Origin of the sequence: Nocardia bhagyanarayanae (genome assembly GCF_006716565.1) — a bacterium.
GTDB lineage: Bacteria > Actinomycetota > Actinomycetes > Mycobacteriales > Mycobacteriaceae > Nocardia > Nocardia bhagyanarayanae.
On the sequence record NZ_VFPG01000001.1, the window covers coordinates 5,062,432 to 5,081,594 of the forward strand.

Genomic DNA, 19,163 nt, shown 5'->3' on the forward strand with positions numbered 1-19,163 from the left:
ACGCCGCCACCCGATACGTGAGGATGAGCCACGTGACCCGATACGCATTCGACGCCGACCGCAACGCACTCGTCGCCATCTGGGCGACCGGACGCGGCGACCTGGCCGAGACGGTGGCCCTGCTGCCGCCGACAACACCCGAACTGGCCACGGATCTGGCGTCGAATCTGACCACGCTCTCGCGCTTCCACTGGCGCACCTACACCCACCCCGCGGCCGCCGCGGGCGACCCCGACATCCCCGACAGCGAAGCCTGGCGCCGCGCCGAAGAACGCCGCAACTTCACCGAAGTCGAGAACGGCCTGCGCAACCCCAACCTCCCCACCGAAGCGGGCCTGCTCGTCTCCTACAGCGGCGTCGTCGAATCCGCCCACCGCGTCGGCCGCTGCCTACACGGCATCCGCACCGACGAACTCACCGAGACCATCGTCGCCGAGATCCACCGCGAACAGGCCGCCATCGAAGCCGCCGAACTCGGCGACCTCTCCGGCCGCGCCCGCCAAGCCGTCGAACTCTCCCGCCCCGACGTCTCACCCGCCCAGGTCCACGCCGCCGACACCCTGCTGCGCACCGACCCACTCGGCGCACCCGAACTGTTCACCGACCTCGACCCCGCCTCCGCCTCCGTCGCCGCCGCCCACTGGCTGCACGCCGCCGCCGAGGTCGCGGGCGAACTCGCCGACCTGCCCATCACCGAGGTCATCGCCGAAGCCGACGACATCGAAGCCATCCCGGTCGAAACACCCACCCTCGTCCTGGAACGACTCGACAGCGGCGAAACCGCCACCGACATCGTCACCGACCTCATCGCCGAAGCCGTCGCAGTCTCCGAAGGCCACCTGCCCGCACCGTGGGCCGTCGTCGCCCGCGTCGCCGAACTCGAAGAGCACGCCCGCCGCTACGACGTCGACAAAACCACCCGCGCCGCGCTGCTCGCCGAATTCCGCGTCAGCCGGCTCGATCCCGCCCGCCCCGCGCTGGACCTGCTGGAAGACCTCCTCGACGGCATCCGCGGCTGCCTGCTGCTCTACGCCGCGCACCACGACGACGACACCGACATCGAGGACCGTTTCGCCGCCGACGTCCGCCACGCCGCGGACAATCACTCCGAACGACTCTTCTGAGGCGAACCCTCAACCCGCCCGGCCCGCACCGAGGGCCGCGGCGGGCTCACCACCCAACCACCCGCGCAGCGCCACGTACACCGCCTCGTGATTCAGCAGCGTGAAATGATTCGCGCCCGGCAGATGCAGACCGTTCTCCTCCAGAAAACCGAGCCGCCGAGCCCGCCCGCTGCCCGAACCGCTCGGGGTCAACACCAGACCGTCACCGAGGACACGGCCCAGCGGATGACGCGCACTCCTGGTGAACGTCGCGGTGACGAAATAATGGTCCGCACCCTCCAACAGCGGCACCTCCCGCACCGCACGCCGCTCCAACGCGTCCGCGTCCACCCCGCGCCAATCCTCGTCCACCAGCGAACCGTGCCGCAGATCCCGGATCCCCGCGCTGCGCCGTCGCAGCAGCCGGCCCACCGGCCGCGTCTCCGGCAACCGCACCAACGCCGCCGACAACCGATGCACCACCTGCTCCAGCGGCGCCCCCAGATGCGGCGAACCCAGACACACCACCTGGCGCACCGACCGCACCCACACCCGATCCTCTTGCACCGCACCGAAGCACGCCGCCCGCGCCACCAAACCGCCCATCGAATGCCCCACCAGCGAGATCCGCCGCACCGGCACCGGCCAGTGCGCGACGAGCCGCTCCATCAGATCCGAAAGCTCCCGCGCGTTCTCGGAGATGTGCAGCCCGCTGTTGTAGCGCACCTGAACGCACGCGCACCCCAGATCCGTCGCCAAGCGCTCGGCATACGTCGCGCGACCGCCCAACCGCCACGCGTGCTCCGTCTCGACCAGACCGTGCAGGAACACCACCAGACGCTCACGCGGCGGCACGTACTCGGCAATCGATTCCGGCGCGACGGGATTCCCATCCACCCGCAGCGTCATCGGACCCGCGAGAATCGGCATGCCGTCCTCGAGGCGGTCGCCGATCAGGCCTTGCAGCGCCGCGAGGAATCCCGAACCCCACACCGTGCGGGACGGAGGCGCGCCAGGCAGATCCGCCGCCCGTTCGCCCACCGCCCCCGCGGTGACCGCCGCGGTGCCGACGATCCGGTACACGCCGTCGGTGATCGCATCGTGCATCAGCTTTACCGGCTCGGCGGCGGGACCGACGCCCCAGCGCACCGCGGCGAACACGCGATCCGAGACCGCCCGATGGATCGTCCCGATGCCGTCTACCGCACCGCCCAGCTCGTCACCCGCCAGGCGGGCCAGGGCGCGGATCTCCGCTTGGCGCTGCGGGACACTCTCCGACATGCGTTCAGTGTACAACCGTGCACTGAATTTCGTTCGTGGACGGCTCAGGCAGGCACGCTGGTGACGGCGATCGCCGACTCGGTCAAGCTGCCCAGATACAACGTGCCCTCGTGCTCGACGATCCCGGTGACCATCGCGTAATCCGTGCCCTCGGTCTGCAAATCGTGCACGACCGTGCCCTCGAAATCGACCGCGAGCACCCACACCGTTCGTGGCGGCTTCGGACGCGCCCAGGCGGGCAGCGACCACACCACACGGCGCAGCACGCCGGGGAGGGGAAGTAGGCGGTCCAGCAACGCATCTCGTGGCGCGGGCAAGGTGATCCAGACCAGGCCGTCGCTGCCGAGCGCCATATTGTCCGGGAAGCCCGGCAGGTTCTCGATCAGCCGATCGTGCGTACCCGCTCGCGGCCCCGTCAGCCAGTAGCGGGTCACCCGGTAGGCGCCGGTCTCGGCCACCAGTACGCAGGAGCGATCGGGGGCGAGCACCACGCCGTTGGCGAATTGCAGTCCGTCGACGAGGGTTTCGACCTTGCCGGAAAGATCGCGCCGGAACAGTCGGCCGGTGCCGGAATGCTCCAGCAGGTCACCCATCCACTGGTCCAACGGGTAACGGGCCGAGGACGCGGAAAAGTAGATGGTGCCGTCGATATCGCGAACAACGTTGCTGGCGAACGCGAGTCGCTCGCCGTCTACCTCGTCGACCAGCACCTCCAGCGTGCCGTCCGGGTCCAAACGCAGCAGGCCGCGCGCGAAATCGCAGATCAGCAGGGAACCGTCGGCATCGGCGTGCAGCCCGAGCGGGCGGCCGCCCGTGTTCGCCAGTTTGCGCACCGATCCGTCCAGGGGATCGACGCTCACGATCGCACCGCTCGCGAGGCCCGCGATCACCTTCCCGTCCGGCGTGCGCACCACGTCCTCGGGGCCCGTGCCGGGGAGTTCGAAGCGAGTGACCGGCGGCAGTGGGGGAGTGCTGCGCTTCGCGCGGGCCCGATCCGGGGTGGGTGGGGGCGTCCAGCGGTGCGGTTGCATTGTCCGGCCTGCGAGCATGCGGTCAGCGTATCCGTGGATCGGGTCGTCTCGGTGGAGACCGGCCGGAACAATTTAACATCCCGCTATGTAGATATGCGCATCTAACCATGTGTTCCCCTTCAGCCCGAAACCTCAGCGCCCGGCAAGCCGGGCGTAGCAAGGACAGGGAAGGGGATCACGCGATGACTTGTACAGTCAGGTGGTGTTCGGGTGGCCGCAGTTCGGGTGCTGATATGACGGCGGCGAGCGCTGCGACGCCGAGCTGGGCGTGTTCGGCCTCGGTGTTCGGCGGGTGGCTCTCGGGCTTGCGGCTAGGGGAGCGGTGTCTGGTCAGGAGATGCAAGCCACGGCAGGAGGATTGAGGACTTCGAAGGGGAGAGGGCCTGCGATAGAGGCGGATTCAGCGGACTGCGGTGACGCTTCGACTCGCTGGGCGAGAGCATCGAACAGCCGCGGGGCGCTCAGTTCTTCTGTAGCACTGAGGAATCCCGGTATCGAAATATGCATATCTATCTACCCGCCAACTATCGACTAGTCGACTTCTCTCACTATCTACCGATCAAAAGAAGCCCGGACGAGGGGAGGGGTCGGGTGGGCCGCCCCCAGGGGCCCACCCGACCCGCTACGGAGTAGTGGTGAACACGTGCCACAGCACGCCGAGTGTGGCGACTGCGAACAGTGGTGTGAGAATCCAGGTTTCGACCTTGTTCCCGGTCCGTTCGATGATCGGTAGGCAGGTGCGCAGCTTGAAGGGCCAGAAGAGGCGGCAGCCGCGGTCGGTGAGACAGTCGCCGATGAGGTGGGCGAAGGCGCCGAGGCCGACACAGAACGGCAGCCAAGCGGGTCGATCGCTGATCCAGTTGTCCATGGCGAAAGTGCCCGCCGTGGCGAGGACGACGACGGTGCCCCAGGATCGGATGCCGTCACCCGGCGGGTACAGGTGCAGGGCGCGCACGGCCAACGCCAGCAGGAAGAATACGAGCGCGAGAGTGAATCCCCGTCCGATCCAATGCATTCCGGCCCACGTGCCGTACGCGGCCGCGATCACGAACGCGAAGGAGTGCGTCGCTTGCCGGTGTCCGCCGGCGACCGTCGATATGACCTTGCAGAGGAAATAGGAGAGTGGGCCGAGCACATGCGCGATCGTTCCTTTGGGGTGATCGGCATCGGGGAGCAGCGCCGCGCCTGCGGTGAGAAAGACGCCGAGAACGACGTCCACCGGCCCGAGCCGGGCCTCGCTGCTCTGCAATACCGGATAGGTCAACGCCGCGAGAGGCAGCGTCGCCGCCGCCACCGACCAGGCGAACGCGCCGCTGGTCGCATGTGAATGTCCAAGCACTACTTCGAGATTAGTTGAACACCAGACCATTCGACATAATCCCGGCCTGGCGGATTACGTCAACCACTCGGTGTATCTCGCGAAACGCCTTGGGGGAGTTGGTCTCCGGCGGGGAGTGCCGTTCGTTACACCTCATCGAGTGGCGTCGAGAGGCGACCGCCTGTGGTGTGACTCCTCTCATGCCACTCCATCTATACGGCACCGTATATCGAGACTATCCTGACTGGCATACGCAACCGTATATAAGAACCGGCGGCGCGGCGAGATGAAGGCGTCGCGAGGCCGCGGCCGCGGCGAAACCTGTTGGGGCCACGGCTCCGCGCACGGAAGGGGAGTTCGCATGATCAAGTGGGCAGGCTGGCTCATCGTGTTGTTCCCGGGAATCGGGCACACGGTGGGCGCTCTCGTGGAGACGGCGCCGGACTACGCCGCGGACTGGTTCAGCGGAGAAGGGTGGAAGGCCGATGCGACCGCGATGAACTACGCCGAAGCCACGCTGTGGTACACCGTGTTCAGCTTCGGCGTGCCGTTCCTCCTGATCGGCCTGATGGTGCTGTGGCTGGACCGGCGCGGCGTCACCCCACCAGCGTTCCTCGCGTGGCTTGTGGCCGGTTGGACTCTGATCACCGTCGCAGTCGGCGGCCCATCGCCACTGCTGGTCCTATTGATAGCCGCCGGCCTGTTACTCGTCGGCTCCCGACGCGCCGCCCGTCGCGGCAAACCTTGAGGCTGCTGCGGCAACGCCAATTCGGTCGAGCTGAACCCGTCGCGGGACCAGCGCAGGGGAGAGCCCGACCTTCTCTGATTAGGCGATTTCGATCCGCCGCCGACGGCGTGTTCACCGGCACCGCGGCCGCCGACCGCACACCAGGTCCGAGGTGCTCGTCGACCCCGTCCGCTACGAGCCGCAGTCTCTCGACGACTTCCGCGCAACGCTGACCGCGCGAAACGTCAACGATCCGATCGCGACCGCCGGTGCACGTTGACAGCAAGGGTTCGTGAGCGCCGACGGGAGCCGGGTTGTGTCCTCGACCCGACCATGCCGGTGACCGTCGGCGGGTACCGGCATCGGTCCCCGGATGGCGCCGCTGACGGCTGCCGTTCGGGAGAACTCGCTCGCCGACGTGGCGGTCACCGCCTCGTACGTGGCCGAAACCGAGCTGACCCACCGGATCGAGCTGATCGACTGGGAGCGCGAAAATGTGGCCGCGGCGTGCGCGAGCACGGGTTCGCGGTGCCGGTGAGTGCGGCCGATTTCCTGTTGATCCAGGGCGGCACCGGCCGAACAGTGCGTCTGACCACGGCACTGCGCGAAATCCTACGATAGTGCGGGAGCCCGCACACCGTCGCCGACCGATCAGCGTCGGATGCGGTACGCGGATACTCGCCGGATAGGAGCAATGAACAGGTCGACGAAATCTATAGCCCCAGGACGACCTCGGCGTCCGAGGGCCTGTCCTAGAGGAGTTTGACAATGTCACGGAACTTGAACGGCCCGAACGGTCTTCGCGCGCTGGGCCAGGCCTCGCTGGGCGCGCTGCTGGTCACTGCGGGCACCGGTCATCTGACGTTCCAGCGCCAGGAATTCCGGGCGCAGGTCCCGCACTGGTTGCAGGTGGACCCCGATGTCGTCGTCGTCGCATCCGGAGTCGTCGAGATCGGCCTCGGCAGCGCGCTGCTCGCCACCTGGAAACAGCCTCGCCGCGCCCTGGTCGGCGGCGCGGTCGCGGCGTTCTTCGTCGCGATCTTCCCCGGCAACATCGCGCAGCTGGTCAACCACACCGACGCCTTCGGTCTGGACACCGACACCAAACGTGCTGTGCGACTGGTCTTTCAGCCGCTGCTCGTCGCGTGGGCGCTGGCCGCCACCGACAGCCGCCGCGTCCTGCGGGAGCGACGCGCGCTGCGGAATCGCCGATCGGCGTAGCCGAACACGGATATGAAGTCGCCTCGGCGAATCGGCGAACTCTACTTGACATAATGTCGATTATCGGCGCGAGAACGGGGCGGCTGGAAGGGGTTGGATCTGCTTGCAGCGCTGCGGGTTTGCGTGCTGTAGCGCTGTGTCCCGTCGGTCCGGGTCGCTGCGTCGACGTCCGTGGCCGCAGGTTCATGTGCTGTGTGCGGAACGTCGATGCGGTGTCCCCTTGGACGCGGACTTCGCGGTCGGAAATTTTCCGGCGATCTTGGGTTCTCATACGAATCTCTAGTGTTCGGCCAAGATTCGAGTTCGGTCCACTTCCCCGCGTTGCGGACGAACCTCCCTCAAAACGTCACAGTGACGAAAAGCATCGGAGAGTGCGGACTCTCTATCGACCGCTCCCCGGCGTTCCAGGGACTTTCGTGTCCGGCGGGCCGACCGGTCGGCGAGGCAGCAGGCCGGTGCCGAACAGCGCGGCGATCGCGAGCAGAGCGGTCACGGCGAATGCCGCCTGCAGGGCCTCGAGACGGGCGTCGGAGTTGACCGCGAGGATCGCCTCACCCGTGGTGTCGCCGACTTCGGCGGTGTCGAGCGCGGCCGCCAGCTGAGTGTTGGACAGGAACGGCACTCCGTCGGCCAGGTTCGTGGTGGCCTGCTCCTGTACGGAGGCCGGAATAGCCGGATTGTTCTCGATGCCCTCGATCACGGACGACGTGAGCGTGGCGATGAGGACCGACCCGATCAGCGCGGTGCCCAGGGACGCACCGAGAGTGCTTGCGGTGTTCTGCAGTCCCCCGACCTCGGCACTCTCCGAATCGGGCACGGCGGATACCGTCACGGCTCCCAGCTGCGAGGCCAAGGCACCCAGGCCAAGGCCCATCAACAGCATCGGAATCGACACGATGCCCGCGTTGGCGCCCGGATCCATTCCGGCGGCGAGGATCAGCACGCCGACGATCATCGCGCACAGACCGAGTCGCACGACGCGGCGCGGATCGGCACGGGGCCAGAACCGAGGGATGCCCGCCGCGGCAAGGACCAGAGCGATCGACAGTGGCAGGATCCGCACCCCGGTCTCGAGCGCGCTGAGTTCGAGCACCACCGACAGAAACAGCGGCACGGAGAAGAACACCCCGGCCTGCACCGCGAATTGCGCGAAGAACATGCTCAAGCCCCCGGCGAGCTGCCGGTTCGCCAGCAGGCCCGGATCGACCAGCGCGTCGCGGCCCTGCTCGACCAGATAGGTCTGGCGCCGCAAGAACAGATACAACAGCAGCAGGCCGCCGATCAGCAGCCAGACGACGGGCGACAAACCCAGCACGGCAGGGCCCCCTGCCTTCGTCCGCACCCAGCCCCATTCGCTCGACCGCAGTACCCCGTATACGACCATGCCGAGTCCGATCACGGAGAGGACCGATCCGATGAGATCCAGGCGGACAGGTTCCGCGGGTGCGTCTTGGACCCGGCGGAGCACCAGCAGAATCAGCACGACGACGATCACCTCGCCGAAGAAAACGTACCGCCACGATGCGAACGTGGTGACCGCACCGCCGAGGAGTGGACCTACCGCGACGGCCATCGCGCCCGCCGCGGCCACCAGTCCGTAGGCCGCCGACCGGCGTTCGGGAGGGAAATTCCCCGCGACGAGGGCGACGATCGCGGGCATGATCAGGGCAGCGCCGATGCCTTCCAGCAGCGACCAGCCCAGCAGGAGGATCGGCAGGTTCGGTGCCAGTCCGGTGGTGAACGAGCCCGCGCCGTAGATCACGAGGCCGATTCCGAACGCCCTGCGCCTGCCGAGGATGGTGCCCACCCGGCCGCCGGTGATCATCAGCGATGCCATCACCAGCGTGTACATGGTGATGGCCGTCTGGATTCCGGTGATCGTGGTGCCGACGTCCTCGGCGACGGTGGCCATCGATACGTTCATCACGGAGCTGTCGAGAGTCATCAAGAACTGGCCCGATGCCAGGACGACAAGCACAAGCGTGGAGCTGGATCTTTCCGTCGGCACCGCTGCCATAGAACGCTCCTTCGTTGGAAATCCGTGACGGCGCGGGCGGTGGCTCCGACGTATCGTATACGGCTCGGCGCGCGGTAGGTTCGTTGTCGTGTACGTGAAGATCTGCGGACTGACTTCCGTTGCCGCGGCGGATGCGGCGATCGCGGCAGGCGCCGATGCGATCGGTGTGGTGATGAACCGGACCAGCCCGAGGCGGCTGGAGTTCGGTGCGGCCGCGGAGATCGTCGCGGCGGCCGGTGGCCGGGTCGACACGGTTCTCGTCGTCAACGACATGTCGGCCGTGGATGCCGCGGAAACGGCCGCGAAGCTCGGTGTGGCGGTGTTGCAGTTGCATGGTTCGTACACGCGCGACGACTTCGCCGCCGCGCTCGCGATCGTGCCGCGAGTATGGCGGGCGACGTCGCTGAAGGCCGACCCGGATCTCACGATCGGCGCGTTCGGCGAGGAAGCGCTTCTTCTCGACGCGCCGAAGCCGGGGTCCGGGGAACGATGGGACCTCTCGGAGCTCGAGGCACGCAAACCCGAGGGTAGGTGGATGCTCGCGGGCGGACTGGGCCCCGGCAACGTCGTCGAGGCTATTCGGGCTGTTCGGCCGTGGGGCGTGGATGTGTCCAGCGGTGTCGAGGCGAGCCCGGGGGTCAAGGATCTGCGGAAGGTTCGTGACTTCATCGCCGCGGCGCGCAGCATCGGCGAGGTCTGAGCGCGCCGACACGCTCCGAGTAACACGGGGGTGTGGGTCCGGCGACCCCTTGGGTGTCTATTTGCTGGTCGTTAGCCCGCCGACGATGGGAGTACACATCCCCGATCGCTCGCGCGAGGAAGAACCGGCTCTATGTCAATCGTTCTCGACCATGCATTGCCCACCCGCACGGCTGCGCACGCGCGCGCACACACGACTCTGTCGACAATGCCGACGACGGTGCCCGTCATCGAAGCAATCGCGACCGGCGCACCCAGCCTCGTTCTCGAACAATCCGTCGCCGCGGACTGGATGGCCGACCAGTTCACCGATCCGGAGCAGCAAGCGCGAATCAGGCGCATCTTCGGCAAGACCAGGATCAACACCCGGCGATTCGCGGTGGACCCGTTGGATCGTGAACTTCACGCGCCCGGCGGCGACACGGCGGCGATCCAGGATCGCATGGACCTGTTCTACCGCCGCGCCGTTCCTCTGGCGACCGATGTGGCGGGGCGCGCGCTCGCCGGCGTCGACCCCTCGGAGCTCGGACTTCTCGTCTTTGCGACAAGCACCGGCGTCATCGCGCCCGGCGTGGATGTCGCGGTCGTCGAAAACCTCGGACTGCCTCGGTCGATCGCTCGGCTGGTGGTCAACTTCATGGGCTGCGCGGCGGCGATGAACGGAATTCGCGCCGCCTCGGACTTCGTGCGGGCCAACCCCGGCAAGAAGGCGATGGTCGTGTGCATCGAACTCAATTCGGTGCACATCACGCCTGCCGAGGACGTCAGTGACGCGGTGATCCACAGCCTGTTCGGAGACGGCTGCGGCGCGGTCGTCATCGGGGCGAAGCGAGGGGTGGAGCAGGCGAAAGCCGGGACGATCGTCATCCGGGACAAGTTCACCCACCTGTTCGAGGGGACCGAAGACGGCATCGCGGTCGGCGTCAACCACGACGGCATCAGCTGTGAGCTGTCCGAGAACGTACCCAGGTACATCTACAACGGTGTCGCACCCGTCGTCGCAGACGTGCTGCGCCGCAATGGTTTGCGTCGATCGGACGTCGATGTGTGGGCGATCCATCCGGGCGGGCCGAAGATCTTGCTCGAATCCGCGCGATCGCTCGGCCTTCCGTCGGAAGCCGCGTGGACGAGCTGGGAGGTGCTCGGTGAATACGGAAACATGTCGAGCGTCTCGTTGATCTTCGTGCTCGAGCGGATCGCCGGCCAGGCGGCGGCGAACAAGCCGATCTCGACGGGCGTGGCGTTCTCGTTCGCGCCGGGAGTCACGATCGAGGGATTCCTCTTCGACGTCGTTCGCCGGTGATCATGATCCGGATGTCGCGCTCGTAGACGTCATGGCGGTCTCGAAATGCTTGTGGCAGAGGTGGATCGGTGTGCGTCCCGCCGGGCCCGGCGTAGTGTGGTGACGATCATGACGACAGTGGAGAACGCGAACACCGAACTGGTGCGGGCCATCTTCGATCGGATGGCCCGCGGCGATATGCGCGCGCTCGGCGAGGCGATGGCCGACGATTTCGCGTGGACCTTTCCCGGCGACTGGTCCTGGGCGGGTACCTGGGCGCCGAAAACGGTTGTGCTGCACGAGATGTTGCGGCCGTTGATGGCGCAGTTCAGTAGCTATCGGCTGGAGGCGGACAGTATTCTCGGCGACGGTGATCGTGTCGTGGTGCAAGCTCGCGGCCATGGGGTGACCAAGCGCGGTGCGGCCTATGATCAGACGTACTGCATGATCTTTCGTGTCGCCTACGGGCGGCTCGTCGAGGTCGTCGAGTACTGCGACACCGCGTTGGTGGAGCGGGTGCTCGAGCCGATCGGTCCCCCGCCGGGCGCGCCACGCGGCGAGTAAGTCGGGCGCGGCTCCCCTGGTGGCGAGTCGATTCGGGCCGATCCGGATGCCTCCGGTCTGAAACAGACCCGGGCAACGAGGTCGACGCTCGCGAAAACCGGACACACGAAACCGTGAGTATCTTTTTCGGACAACGAACCCCCGGTGACCGGGCGATGTGCCGGTAGGCCTTGTCCCCGGCCGTCGCGGCGGCGCACGATCGTAGAGAGTCACGGTTGTTGTCGTTGTCATCTCAGCAAAAGGAACCATGAAAATGCTTGCCAAGGCTGCCGCGGCGCTCGCCGCGATTGTGATCCCGCTGTCCGTCTGTACCATCGCCGCGCCCACCGCATCGGCCGCGCCGTCGCCCGAGACCACCCCCGCGCTCGGTCCCGTGGTGATCTGCTTGAACATTCCGCTCGGCTCGGTGTCGGTGAGCTTCTGCATCTGAGTCCGCCGCTTCGCGAGCGGGAAACCCGAGACCTGGCCTCATGGGTGGCCAGGTCTCTTCGTGTCCTGGGTTCGTGCGTCGGATCCGGCTCGGGCGGGAGAAGGAAGTCCCGACGACGTGCTGTCGAAGGGGTATATCTGCCCCAAGGCGACGGCGATGGGCGGGTTGCACCACGACCCGGACCGTTTGCGCAGCCCGGCGCGGCGGGTCGGTGGATCGTTCGAGCCGATCAGATGGGACGAGGCGTTCGCCGAGATCGGCCGGCGGCTGCGAGCGGTGCGCGACGCGCACGGAAGGCGGGACCGGAGGGACAGCCGGGTACCTGGAAAGACAACATCCTACGAATTCACCGTCGCTGACAGTTCCACAAATAGCGCGCGAATCTCCTTGCGGCAGAGGGAAATTAAACGTACGAATGCGATGAGTTAACTCCGATATTACCCAGTTTTCATCGATTCGATACGGGTTTCTCGATATTGTATGACGATACCTACAGTGCGGTGGGAATTGAGAATCTCACGTCGGTCGGGGGGAATGTCGCCCGTAGGAGAGCTCCCGGTGAAGTATCCAGTGTGCGCTCGCGTGTTAGGTCCATTGACACTCGCTCTCAACAATCACAACGCAACGCCGACCGCGCAGAAGCAGCGTCAGTTGCTGGCTTTACTCTTGGTCAGGCATGACACCGTGGTCCCGGTGACTACGCTGATCGAAGAATTATGGAACGACGATCCACCGCGCAGCGCGGTCACGGTCGTGCAGACCTATGTGCTCGGAATCAGGAAGAAAATGGCCGAACAGCTCGGTGTGGGACAGGCGGAGGTGGCTGAGCGCTTTCTCCGTACACGCAGCAAGGGCTATTCGTTCGATGTGCAGGACTGCGTTTTCGATCTGCGCGATTATCAGTCCATGTCCGTGGCCGCCCGGTGCGCTGCCAAGACCGGCGACGACCAGCGCGCGGTGGATCTGTTCAGCGCGGCGGAGGCGCTGTGGAGCGGTCCGGCGCTGGTCGACGTGGAGGGCGGCATCCCGCTCGCCGCGGAGATCTCGCACCTGGACCACCTGCGGCTGACCAACGTCGAGCTGCGGGTGGAGGCGGAGCTGCGCCTGGGCAGGCACCGCGAGGTGTGCCCCGACCTGGCGCGGCTGACCATGCAGCATCCACTGCACGAGCGGCTGCAGGCGTACTACATGTTCGCCCTGTGCCGCTCGGGCCAGCGTGACCGCGCCTTGGCCTCCTTCCAGCAGTTCAGCAGGTCGATGCAGCGTGAGCTGGGCCTCGACCCGTGCCAGAAACTGCAGAAGCTGCACCAGGACATCCTGGCCGCCTCCGACGTCTCGGTGAGCGCGATGCTGAACAGCCGCCACGCCGGCTACCTGATCGGGTGGTACTCCCCCGAGTTCCGCACCGCCTCCGCCGAAACCGCCTGACCGTCGCGAGTCCCTGGAGGCCGGGTCGACGCCGCCCCGCCTCACGTCCGCCCGAGCAGTTCGTCCACCAGCGCGGTGGTGTGCGTCGCCGCTCGCATGGCCGGGTGGTCGAGCACCTCATGCAGAAAGTCCCTTGTCGTCGCCACGCGGGCGCCGGAGATCCGGAACTCCTCCAGCGCCCGCCGCATCCGTGCGAGTGCCCGGTCGCGGTCCGGCGCCCAGACCACCAGTTTGGCAAGCAGCGAATCGTAATGCGGCGGTATCGAATAACCGGCGTGCGCGTGCGTGTCGACCCGGACGAAAGGACCGCCGGGTGGAGTGAATTCGGTCAGCACTCCGGGAGCGGGCGCGAATTCAGAGGACGGATCTTCGGCATTTATCCGGCATTCGATCGCCGCACCGCGCAGGACAATATCGTCCTGGGCCATGCCGAGCGGTTGCCCGGACGCGATACGGATCTGTTCGGCGATCAGATCGATGCCCGTCACCATTTCGGTGACCGGATGTTCGACCTGAATTCGGCAGTTCACTTCCATAAAATAGTAATTTCCGTCCCGATCGACCAGAAATTCTACGGTTCCGGCACCGACGTAACCCGCCTCCAGTACACCGTCTACCGCGGATTTGCCCATCCGCTCGGCAAGACCGTCCGGAAGCCGTGGCGCCGGGGATTCCTCGATCAATTTCTGATGCCTGCGCTGCACCGAGCAGTCCCGCTCGCCGAGGTGTACTCCATTACCGTGCCCGTCGCACAACACCTGGATCTCGACATGCCTGGCCGCGGCGAGGTACTTCTCCAAGTACACCCGGCTGTCGCCGAACAGCATCCGCGCGGTCGCCCTGGTCTCCTGGTAGGCCCGCGGGAACGCGGCGCTGTGGTGCACGACCTGCATGCCGCGCCCGCCGCCGCCCGCGGCGGCCTTGATGATCACCGGGTATCCGATCGAGTCCGCCAGCGCGTGCGCCTCGTCGAGTTCGAGCGGGTCGAGGCTGCCGGGCAGCAGCGGCAGTCCGGCCTTCGCCATCAGCGTGCGTGCCGACTGCTTGTCACCGAGTTCTGCCATCACGTCGGCGGGCGGGCCGATCAGCGTGATACCCGCCGCGCGGCAGGCGTCGGCGAAATCCGGTGATTCGGAAAGGAATCCGTATCCGGGGTGGATCGCGTCCGCCCCGGTGAGCTCTGCGGCGGCCAGCACGGCCGCGGCGTTCAGGTAGCTGCGTTTGGCCGCGGCCGGACCGATCTGCACCGCCTCGTCGGCGAAGTGCACCACCGCGGAGTCGGCGTCGGCGACCGAGTGCACCGCGACGGTGCGCACACCCAATTCACGGCAGGTGCGCGCGACACGCAGCGCGATCTCGCCGCGATTGGCGATCAGAATCTTCTCGAACATGGTCCCGCCCCCTACGCCACCGACCGGACGAAGACCTGCGGTCGCGCACCGAACCGCCGGAACCGGGCGCGTCGTTCGTCGGCCAGCTCCGCACCGCTGCGCCCGACCAGCTCGCCGAGCGTCGCGGCCACCGCGCGGTACAGCTGTTCGGCCGCGGCCACGGGTGCGGCACCGACATCGTCGCCCGGCTCCGGCAGCACCCCGTCGACCACACCGAGCCGCAGGAGATCCCGCGCGGTCAGCGCAAGCGCGGCGGCGGCCTTCGGAGCCGCGGCCGGATCGTTCCAGACGATTGCCGCGCAGCCCTCGGGACTGATCACCGAATAGGTCCCGTTCGCGAACATCAGCACCCGGTTGGCGACACCGAGCGCCAGCGCTCCGCCGCTGCCGCCCTCGCCGATGACGACGCTGATCACCGGCACCCGCAGCGCGGACATCAGCCGGATGTTCTCCGCGATGACGATCGCCTGCCCCTGCTCCTCGGCGGTCGCGCCGGGATAGGCGCCGGGCGTGTCGATCAAGGTGACGACGGGCAGCCCCAGCTTCTCGGCCAACCGCATCAGTCGCGCCGCCTTGCGATACCCCGCGGGTGTCGGCATGCCGAAGTTGCGTTCCATCAGCTCTTTCGGCTCGTGCCCCTTCTGGTGCCCGATGACCATCACCGGTCGCGCGCCGAGCCAGGCCGTTCCCCCGACCACCGCGGGGCAGTCGCCCGAGATCCGGTCGCCGCGCAGCTCACGGAACTCGTCGAAGGCCAGCGCGAAGTAGTCGAGCGCGGTCGGCCGCTGCGGGGTGCGCGCACGGCGTACCTGCGTCCAGGGATCGTTCTCGGTGAGGCGGTCGGGATCGGTGATGACGCCCGCGTCCGCGGAAACGAAGCGTTCGGTCGGATCCACCGGCGCCGCGACCCGCAGTAGCCCGCCGAGCGTCTGGCGCAGGCCCGCGCGCGGCACGATCATGTCGATGAGCCCACGTTCCAAGAGGAATTCGGCGGTCTGGAACTTCGGCGGCAACTCTTGGCGAATGGTCTGCTCGATCACCCGCCGCCCGGCGAATCCCAGGCGCGCGCCCGGCTCGGCGATGAGCACGTCGGTGAGAGTGGCGAAGGACGCCGCCACGCCGCCGTAGGTGGGGTCGGTGATCAGGGTGACGGTCAAGACGCCGGCCCGGTCCAGCTGTTCCAGCGCCGCGCTGGTCTTGGCCATCTGCATCAGCGACAGCGGGCCCTCCTGCATCCGCGCGCCGCCCGAGGCCGTGACGACGAGCAGCGGAATACGCTGCGCCAGCGCGGTTTCCGCCGCAGCGGTGATCATCTCGCCGACCGCGGTGCCGAGGCTGCCGCCGAGAAAGCGGAAGTCCATCGCGGCGATCACCACCGGCTGACCTTCGATCGCCGCCCGCGCGCACAGGACCGCGTCGTGCATGCCGGTGCGGGCGCGGGCGGCGGCCAGCCGATCCCGGTACGGCTTGGTGTCGGTGAAGCTCAGCGGGTCGTCGTCGGTCGTGGTGGCGGGCAGCGCCTCGAACCGGCCGTCGTCGGCGAGCTGGACGATGCGCTGCTCGGCGGTGATCGGAGTGTGCCTGCCGCATTCGCCGCAGACGCCGAGGTCGCGGGCGAATCGCTTGCCGTACAGCGGAATCAGGCATGCCGGGCAGAGCACCCAGTCCGCGGCGCCGTCGGTGCCATGAGCTGACTTCATCACGCGTGTCTCCTGTGCTCGGGGAACGGGTGATCGGTCCGGACAGCGCCGGCCGGGCGATCACAGCGACAGCCTGCGCCCTCCCGCTAGAGAACAACTCGACTCCTCGGCTCGAGCGAGGTTCGAGGACCGGCCCCGATGCTTGGTCGCACGATCGAAGGGAGATAACGCCATGAACACCCACGCATCCGGTGGTGCGCGATGAGCCGCCGCGTTGTCGTCACCGGACTCGGTGTCCGCGCGCCCGGTGGGTCGGGCAAGGACGAGTTCTGGAAGCTGTTGTCCGAAGGCCGCACCGCGACGCGCCGGATTTCGTTCTTCGACGCCTCACCGTACCGGTCCCAGGTCGCGGGCGAGGCGGACTTCGACCCCGTGCGGGAGGGATTGTCGCCCAGGGAGATCCGGCGCATGGACCGTGCGGTGCAGTTCGCCGTGGTCTGCGCGCGGGAGGCAGTGGCCGACAGCGGACTCGACCTCGCGACGGTCGATCCGTACCGGCTCGGCGTGAGCCTCGGCAGTGCGGTCGCCGCGGCCACCAGCCTGGAGCGCGAATACCTGGTGCTGTCGGACTCCGGGAAGAACTGGCTGGTCGACGAGTCGTATCTCTCGCCGCACATGTTCGACTACATGGTGCCCAGCGTGATGCCCGCGGAAGTGGCCTGGAGTGTCGGGGCCGAGGGTCCCGTGGCGATGGTCTCCAACGGGTGCACGTCGGGACTGGACTCGGTCGGCCACGCGGTGCAGCTGATCCGCGAAGGCTCCGCCGACGTCATGCTGGCGGGCGCGTCGGACACTCCGATCACCCCGATCGTGGTGGCCTGCTTCGACGCGATCAAGGCGACCACCCCGCGCAACGACGAGGCGGAGGTGGCCTCGCGACCGTTCGACAACTCGCGCAACGGTTTCGTGCTCGCCGAGGGCGCCGCCCTGTTCGTGCTGGAGGAGTACGAGAGCGCCCGTAAGCGCGGCGCGCACATCTACGCCGAGATCTCCGGGTACGCGACCAGGTGCAACGCCTATCACATGACCGGACTCAAGGCCGACGGCCGTGAGATGGCCGAGGCGATCCGGGTCGCGCTGGACGAATCCAGGATCGACCCGACCGGCGTGGACTACATCAACGCGCACGGCTCCGGCACCAGGCAGAACGACCGGCACGAAACCGCGGCGGTGAAGCGCAGTCTCGGCGCGCACGCCTACGCGACGCCGATGAGCTCGATCAAGTCGATGGTCGGGCACTCGCTCGGCGCGATCGGCTCGGTCGAGATCGCGGCCTCGCTGCTGGCGCTGGAGTACCAGGTGGTGCCGCCGACGGCCAACCTGCACGAACCGGACCCGGAATGCGATCTGGACTACGTGCCACTGGTCGCCCGTGACCACCGGATGGACACGGTGCTCACCGTGGGCAGCGGGTTCGGCGGATTCCAGAGCGCGATGGTGCTGCGCAAGGCGGAGGCGTTGGCGGCATGATCCTTGTCACCGGAATGGGAGTGCTCGCGCCGAACGGCATGGGCGTGGAGCGTTTCTGGGATGCCGTGTTGTCCGGACGCGGCGGGATAGCGCCGCTCACCCGGTTCGACGCCAGCCGTTCGGCGGCGCGTCTCGCCGGACAGGTGGCCGATTTCGACGCGGCCGAGCATCTGCCGAGCCGGCTGCTGCCGCAGACCGATGTCTCGACCCGGATGGCTTTGGTCGCCGCGCAGTGGGCGCTGGACGACGCCAAGGTCGACACCGCGACGATGACCGACTACGACATGGGCGTGGTGACCGGAAACGCTTCCGGCGGCTTCGAATTCACCCACCGCGAATTCAACAAGCTGTGGTCGCTCGGCTCCGAGCACGTCAGCGTGTACGAGTCGTTCGCCTGGTTCTACGCGGTCAACACCGGCCAGATCTCGATCCGGCACGGCATGCGCGGACCGAGCAGCGCGCTGGTCGCCGAGCAAGCGGGCGGACTGGACGCGATCGGTCACGCCCGGCGCACCGTGCGGCGCGGCACGCCGCTGGTGGTCACCGGCGGTGTGGATTCGGCGCTGGACCCGTGGGGCTGGGCTTCGCACCTGGCCAGCGGGTCGGTCAGCACGTCCACCGAGCCCGAGCGCGCGTACCTGCCGTTCGACGTCGGCGCCGCCGGCTACGTGCCCGGCGAGGGCGGCGCGATGCTGGTCGTCGAGGACGCCGCCGCCGCGCGGGCGCGCGGCGTGCCCAAGGTGCACGGCGAAATCGCCGGGTACGCATCGACTTTCGACCCGCCACCCGGTTCGGGGCGTCCGTCGGGTCTGCGCCGGGCCGCCGAACTCGCGCTGGCCGACGCCGGGATGACGCCCGGCGACATCGACGTGGTGTTCGCGGACGCCTCCGGCATCCCGGATCGCGACCGCGACGAGGCCGCGGCCATCGAGGCGATCTTCGGGCCCGGTGGCGTTCCGGTCACCGCGCCGAAGCCCCTGACCGGACGATTGTTCTCCGGCGGGGGGCCGCTGGACATTGTGACCGCTCTGCTGTCGGTGCGCGATTCGGTGATCCCGCGCACCGCGTACACCACCACACTCGCCGAGGACTACCGGATCGACCTGGTTCTCGGCGCCCCGCGCTCCGCCACCGTCGGCGGTGCGCTCGTCCTCGCGCGCGGGCGCTGGGGTTTCAACTCCGCGGTCGTCGTGCGTGCCGTGTCCGATCGAGTACTTCCCGGGAGCGAATCATGACCATGACCATCACCGAACTACGCCGGATTCTCGTGGAATGCGCAGGCGGCGAGGATCTCGCCGAGCTCGGCGGCGATATCGCCGCCGTGGAATTCGAGGAACTGGGCTACGACTCGCTCGCGCTCATCGAGACCGCGGCGCGGATCCAGCGCGACTTCGGCGTGACGATCCCGGAAGAGCAGCTCGTCGAGGTCAAGACGCCACAGGAGCTGGTCGACATCGTGAACGCCCAACTACAGGACGTGGCATGAGCGGTCAGGCGCGGA

At 67.6% G+C, this 19,163-nt stretch carries 18 protein-coding genes and 1 pseudogene; 13 read left to right on the top strand and 6 right to left on the bottom strand.

Annotated elements, in window-relative coordinates:
- The first annotated feature begins 32 nt into the window (after positions 1-32).
- Positions 33-1,124, top strand: coding sequence for a hypothetical protein (locus FB390_RS21870; RefSeq protein WP_141810620.1), 1,092 nt, complete (start codon positions 33-35; stop codon positions 1,122-1,124).
- Positions 1,125-1,133: 9 nt separating this feature from the next.
- On the opposite strand, the gene FB390_RS21875 is transcribed toward FB390_RS21870, so the two are convergent.
- The 3 genes from FB390_RS21875 to FB390_RS21885 form a co-directional block, all read right to left on the bottom strand.
- Positions 1,134-2,384: a lipase family alpha/beta hydrolase gene (locus FB390_RS21875; RefSeq protein WP_141810621.1), complete on the bottom strand. Its 1,251-nt coding sequence runs from the start codon at positions 2,382-2,384 to the stop codon at positions 1,134-1,136.
- Positions 2,385-2,428: 44 nt separating this feature from the next.
- Complete coding sequence (locus FB390_RS21880) at positions 2,429-3,433, bottom strand: SMP-30/gluconolactonase/LRE family protein (protein WP_246124151.1); 1,005 nt, start codon at positions 3,431-3,433, stop codon at positions 2,429-2,431.
- Positions 3,434-4,037: 604 nt separating this feature from the next.
- The gene (locus FB390_RS21885) at positions 4,038-4,754 is read right to left on the bottom strand and encodes a metal-dependent hydrolase (RefSeq protein WP_141810622.1); all 717 of its coding nucleotides are present in this window, start codon (positions 4,752-4,754) and stop codon (positions 4,038-4,040) included.
- 340 nt (positions 4,755-5,094) lie between these two features.
- Between FB390_RS21885 and FB390_RS21890 the strand changes: the two genes are divergently transcribed.
- The 3 genes from FB390_RS21890 (at position 5,095) to FB390_RS21895 (ending at position 6,681) form a co-directional block, all read left to right on the top strand.
- Entirely contained in the window at positions 5,095-5,481 is a 387-nt protein-coding gene (locus FB390_RS21890) for a DUF6463 family protein (RefSeq protein WP_141810623.1), read from the top strand.
- Positions 5,482-5,833: 352 nt separating this feature from the next.
- Positions 5,834-5,998 carry a hypothetical protein gene (locus tag FB390_RS33655; RefSeq protein WP_185757128.1) on the top strand — a complete coding sequence of 55 codons (165 nt, stop codon included), beginning with the start codon at positions 5,834-5,836 and terminating at the stop codon, positions 5,996-5,998.
- 230 nt (positions 5,999-6,228) lie between these two features.
- A complete protein-coding gene (locus FB390_RS21895; protein WP_141810624.1) occupies positions 6,229-6,681 on the top strand; it encodes a DoxX family protein in 453 nt (150 codons plus the stop codon).
- 382 nt (positions 6,682-7,063) lie between these two features.
- Here the strand turns inward: FB390_RS21895 and FB390_RS21900 are convergent, their stop codons facing one another.
- Positions 7,064-8,698: an MFS transporter gene (locus FB390_RS21900; protein WP_141810625.1), complete on the bottom strand. Its 1,635-nt coding sequence runs from the start codon at positions 8,696-8,698 to the stop codon at positions 7,064-7,066.
- 88 nt (positions 8,699-8,786) lie between these two features.
- On the opposite strand from FB390_RS21900, the gene FB390_RS21905 reads away from it, so the two are divergent.
- The 6 genes and pseudogenes from FB390_RS21905 (at position 8,787) to FB390_RS21925 (ending at position 13,101) form a co-directional block, all read left to right on the top strand.
- The gene (locus tag FB390_RS21905; RefSeq protein WP_141810626.1) at positions 8,787-9,398 is read left to right on the top strand and encodes a phosphoribosylanthranilate isomerase; all 612 of its coding nucleotides are present in this window, start codon (positions 8,787-8,789) and stop codon (positions 9,396-9,398) included.
- A 207-nt stretch (positions 9,399-9,605) separates the two neighbouring features.
- On the top strand, positions 9,606-10,700 hold the full coding sequence (locus FB390_RS21910; RefSeq protein ID WP_246124152.1) for a type III polyketide synthase: 1,095 nt from the start codon (positions 9,606-9,608) through the stop codon (positions 10,698-10,700).
- A 108-nt stretch (positions 10,701-10,808) separates the two neighbouring features.
- Complete coding sequence (locus FB390_RS21915; protein WP_185757129.1) at positions 10,809-11,243, top strand: nuclear transport factor 2 family protein; 435 nt, start codon at positions 10,809-10,811, stop codon at positions 11,241-11,243.
- Positions 11,244-11,496: 253 nt separating this feature from the next.
- The gene (locus FB390_RS33660; RefSeq protein ID WP_185757130.1) at positions 11,497-11,673 is read left to right on the top strand and encodes a hypothetical protein; all 177 of its coding nucleotides are present in this window, start codon (positions 11,497-11,499) and stop codon (positions 11,671-11,673) included.
- A 60-nt stretch (positions 11,674-11,733) separates the two neighbouring features.
- Positions 11,734-11,967, top strand: a pseudogene (locus FB390_RS34360) (hypothetical protein); the annotation flags it as partial.
- Positions 11,968-12,231: 264 nt separating this feature from the next.
- On the top strand, positions 12,232-13,101 hold the full coding sequence (locus FB390_RS21925) for an AfsR/SARP family transcriptional regulator (RefSeq protein ID WP_185757131.1): 870 nt from the start codon (positions 12,232-12,234) through the stop codon (positions 13,099-13,101).
- Between the two features lie 41 nt (positions 13,102-13,142).
- On the opposite strand, the gene accC is transcribed toward FB390_RS21925, so the two are convergent.
- Positions 13,143-14,492 (bottom strand): acetyl-CoA carboxylase biotin carboxylase subunit, encoded by a 1,350-nt coding sequence (accC, locus tag FB390_RS21930; protein WP_141810630.1) that lies wholly within the window; start codon positions 14,490-14,492, stop codon positions 13,143-13,145.
- 11 nt (positions 14,493-14,503) lie between these two features.
- Complete coding sequence (gene accD / locus FB390_RS21935; RefSeq protein ID WP_141810631.1) at positions 14,504-16,192, bottom strand: acetyl-CoA carboxylase, carboxyltransferase subunit beta; 1,689 nt, start codon at positions 16,190-16,192, stop codon at positions 14,504-14,506.
- Between the two features lie 201 nt (positions 16,193-16,393).
- On the opposite strand from accD, the gene FB390_RS21940 reads away from it, so the two are divergent.
- From FB390_RS21940 to FB390_RS21950, 3 genes are read left to right on the top strand one after another with little or no spacing between them, the layout of a single operon-like run.
- Positions 16,394-17,662, top strand: a complete 1,269-nt coding sequence (locus tag FB390_RS21940) for a beta-ketoacyl-[acyl-carrier-protein] synthase family protein (protein WP_141810632.1) — start codon at positions 16,394-16,396, stop codon at positions 17,660-17,662.
- Positions 17,659-18,897, top strand: coding sequence for a ketosynthase chain-length factor (locus tag FB390_RS21945; protein ID WP_141810633.1), 1,239 nt, complete (start codon positions 17,659-17,661; stop codon positions 18,895-18,897). Before FB390_RS21940 ends, FB390_RS21945 begins: the two co-directional genes overlap by 4 nt.
- Complete coding sequence (locus tag FB390_RS21950) at positions 18,894-19,148, top strand: acyl carrier protein (RefSeq protein ID WP_221639341.1); 255 nt, start codon at positions 18,894-18,896, stop codon at positions 19,146-19,148. The genes FB390_RS21945 and FB390_RS21950 overlap by 4 nt, the downstream gene beginning before the upstream one ends.
- Positions 19,149-19,163: the final 15 nt, after the last annotated feature.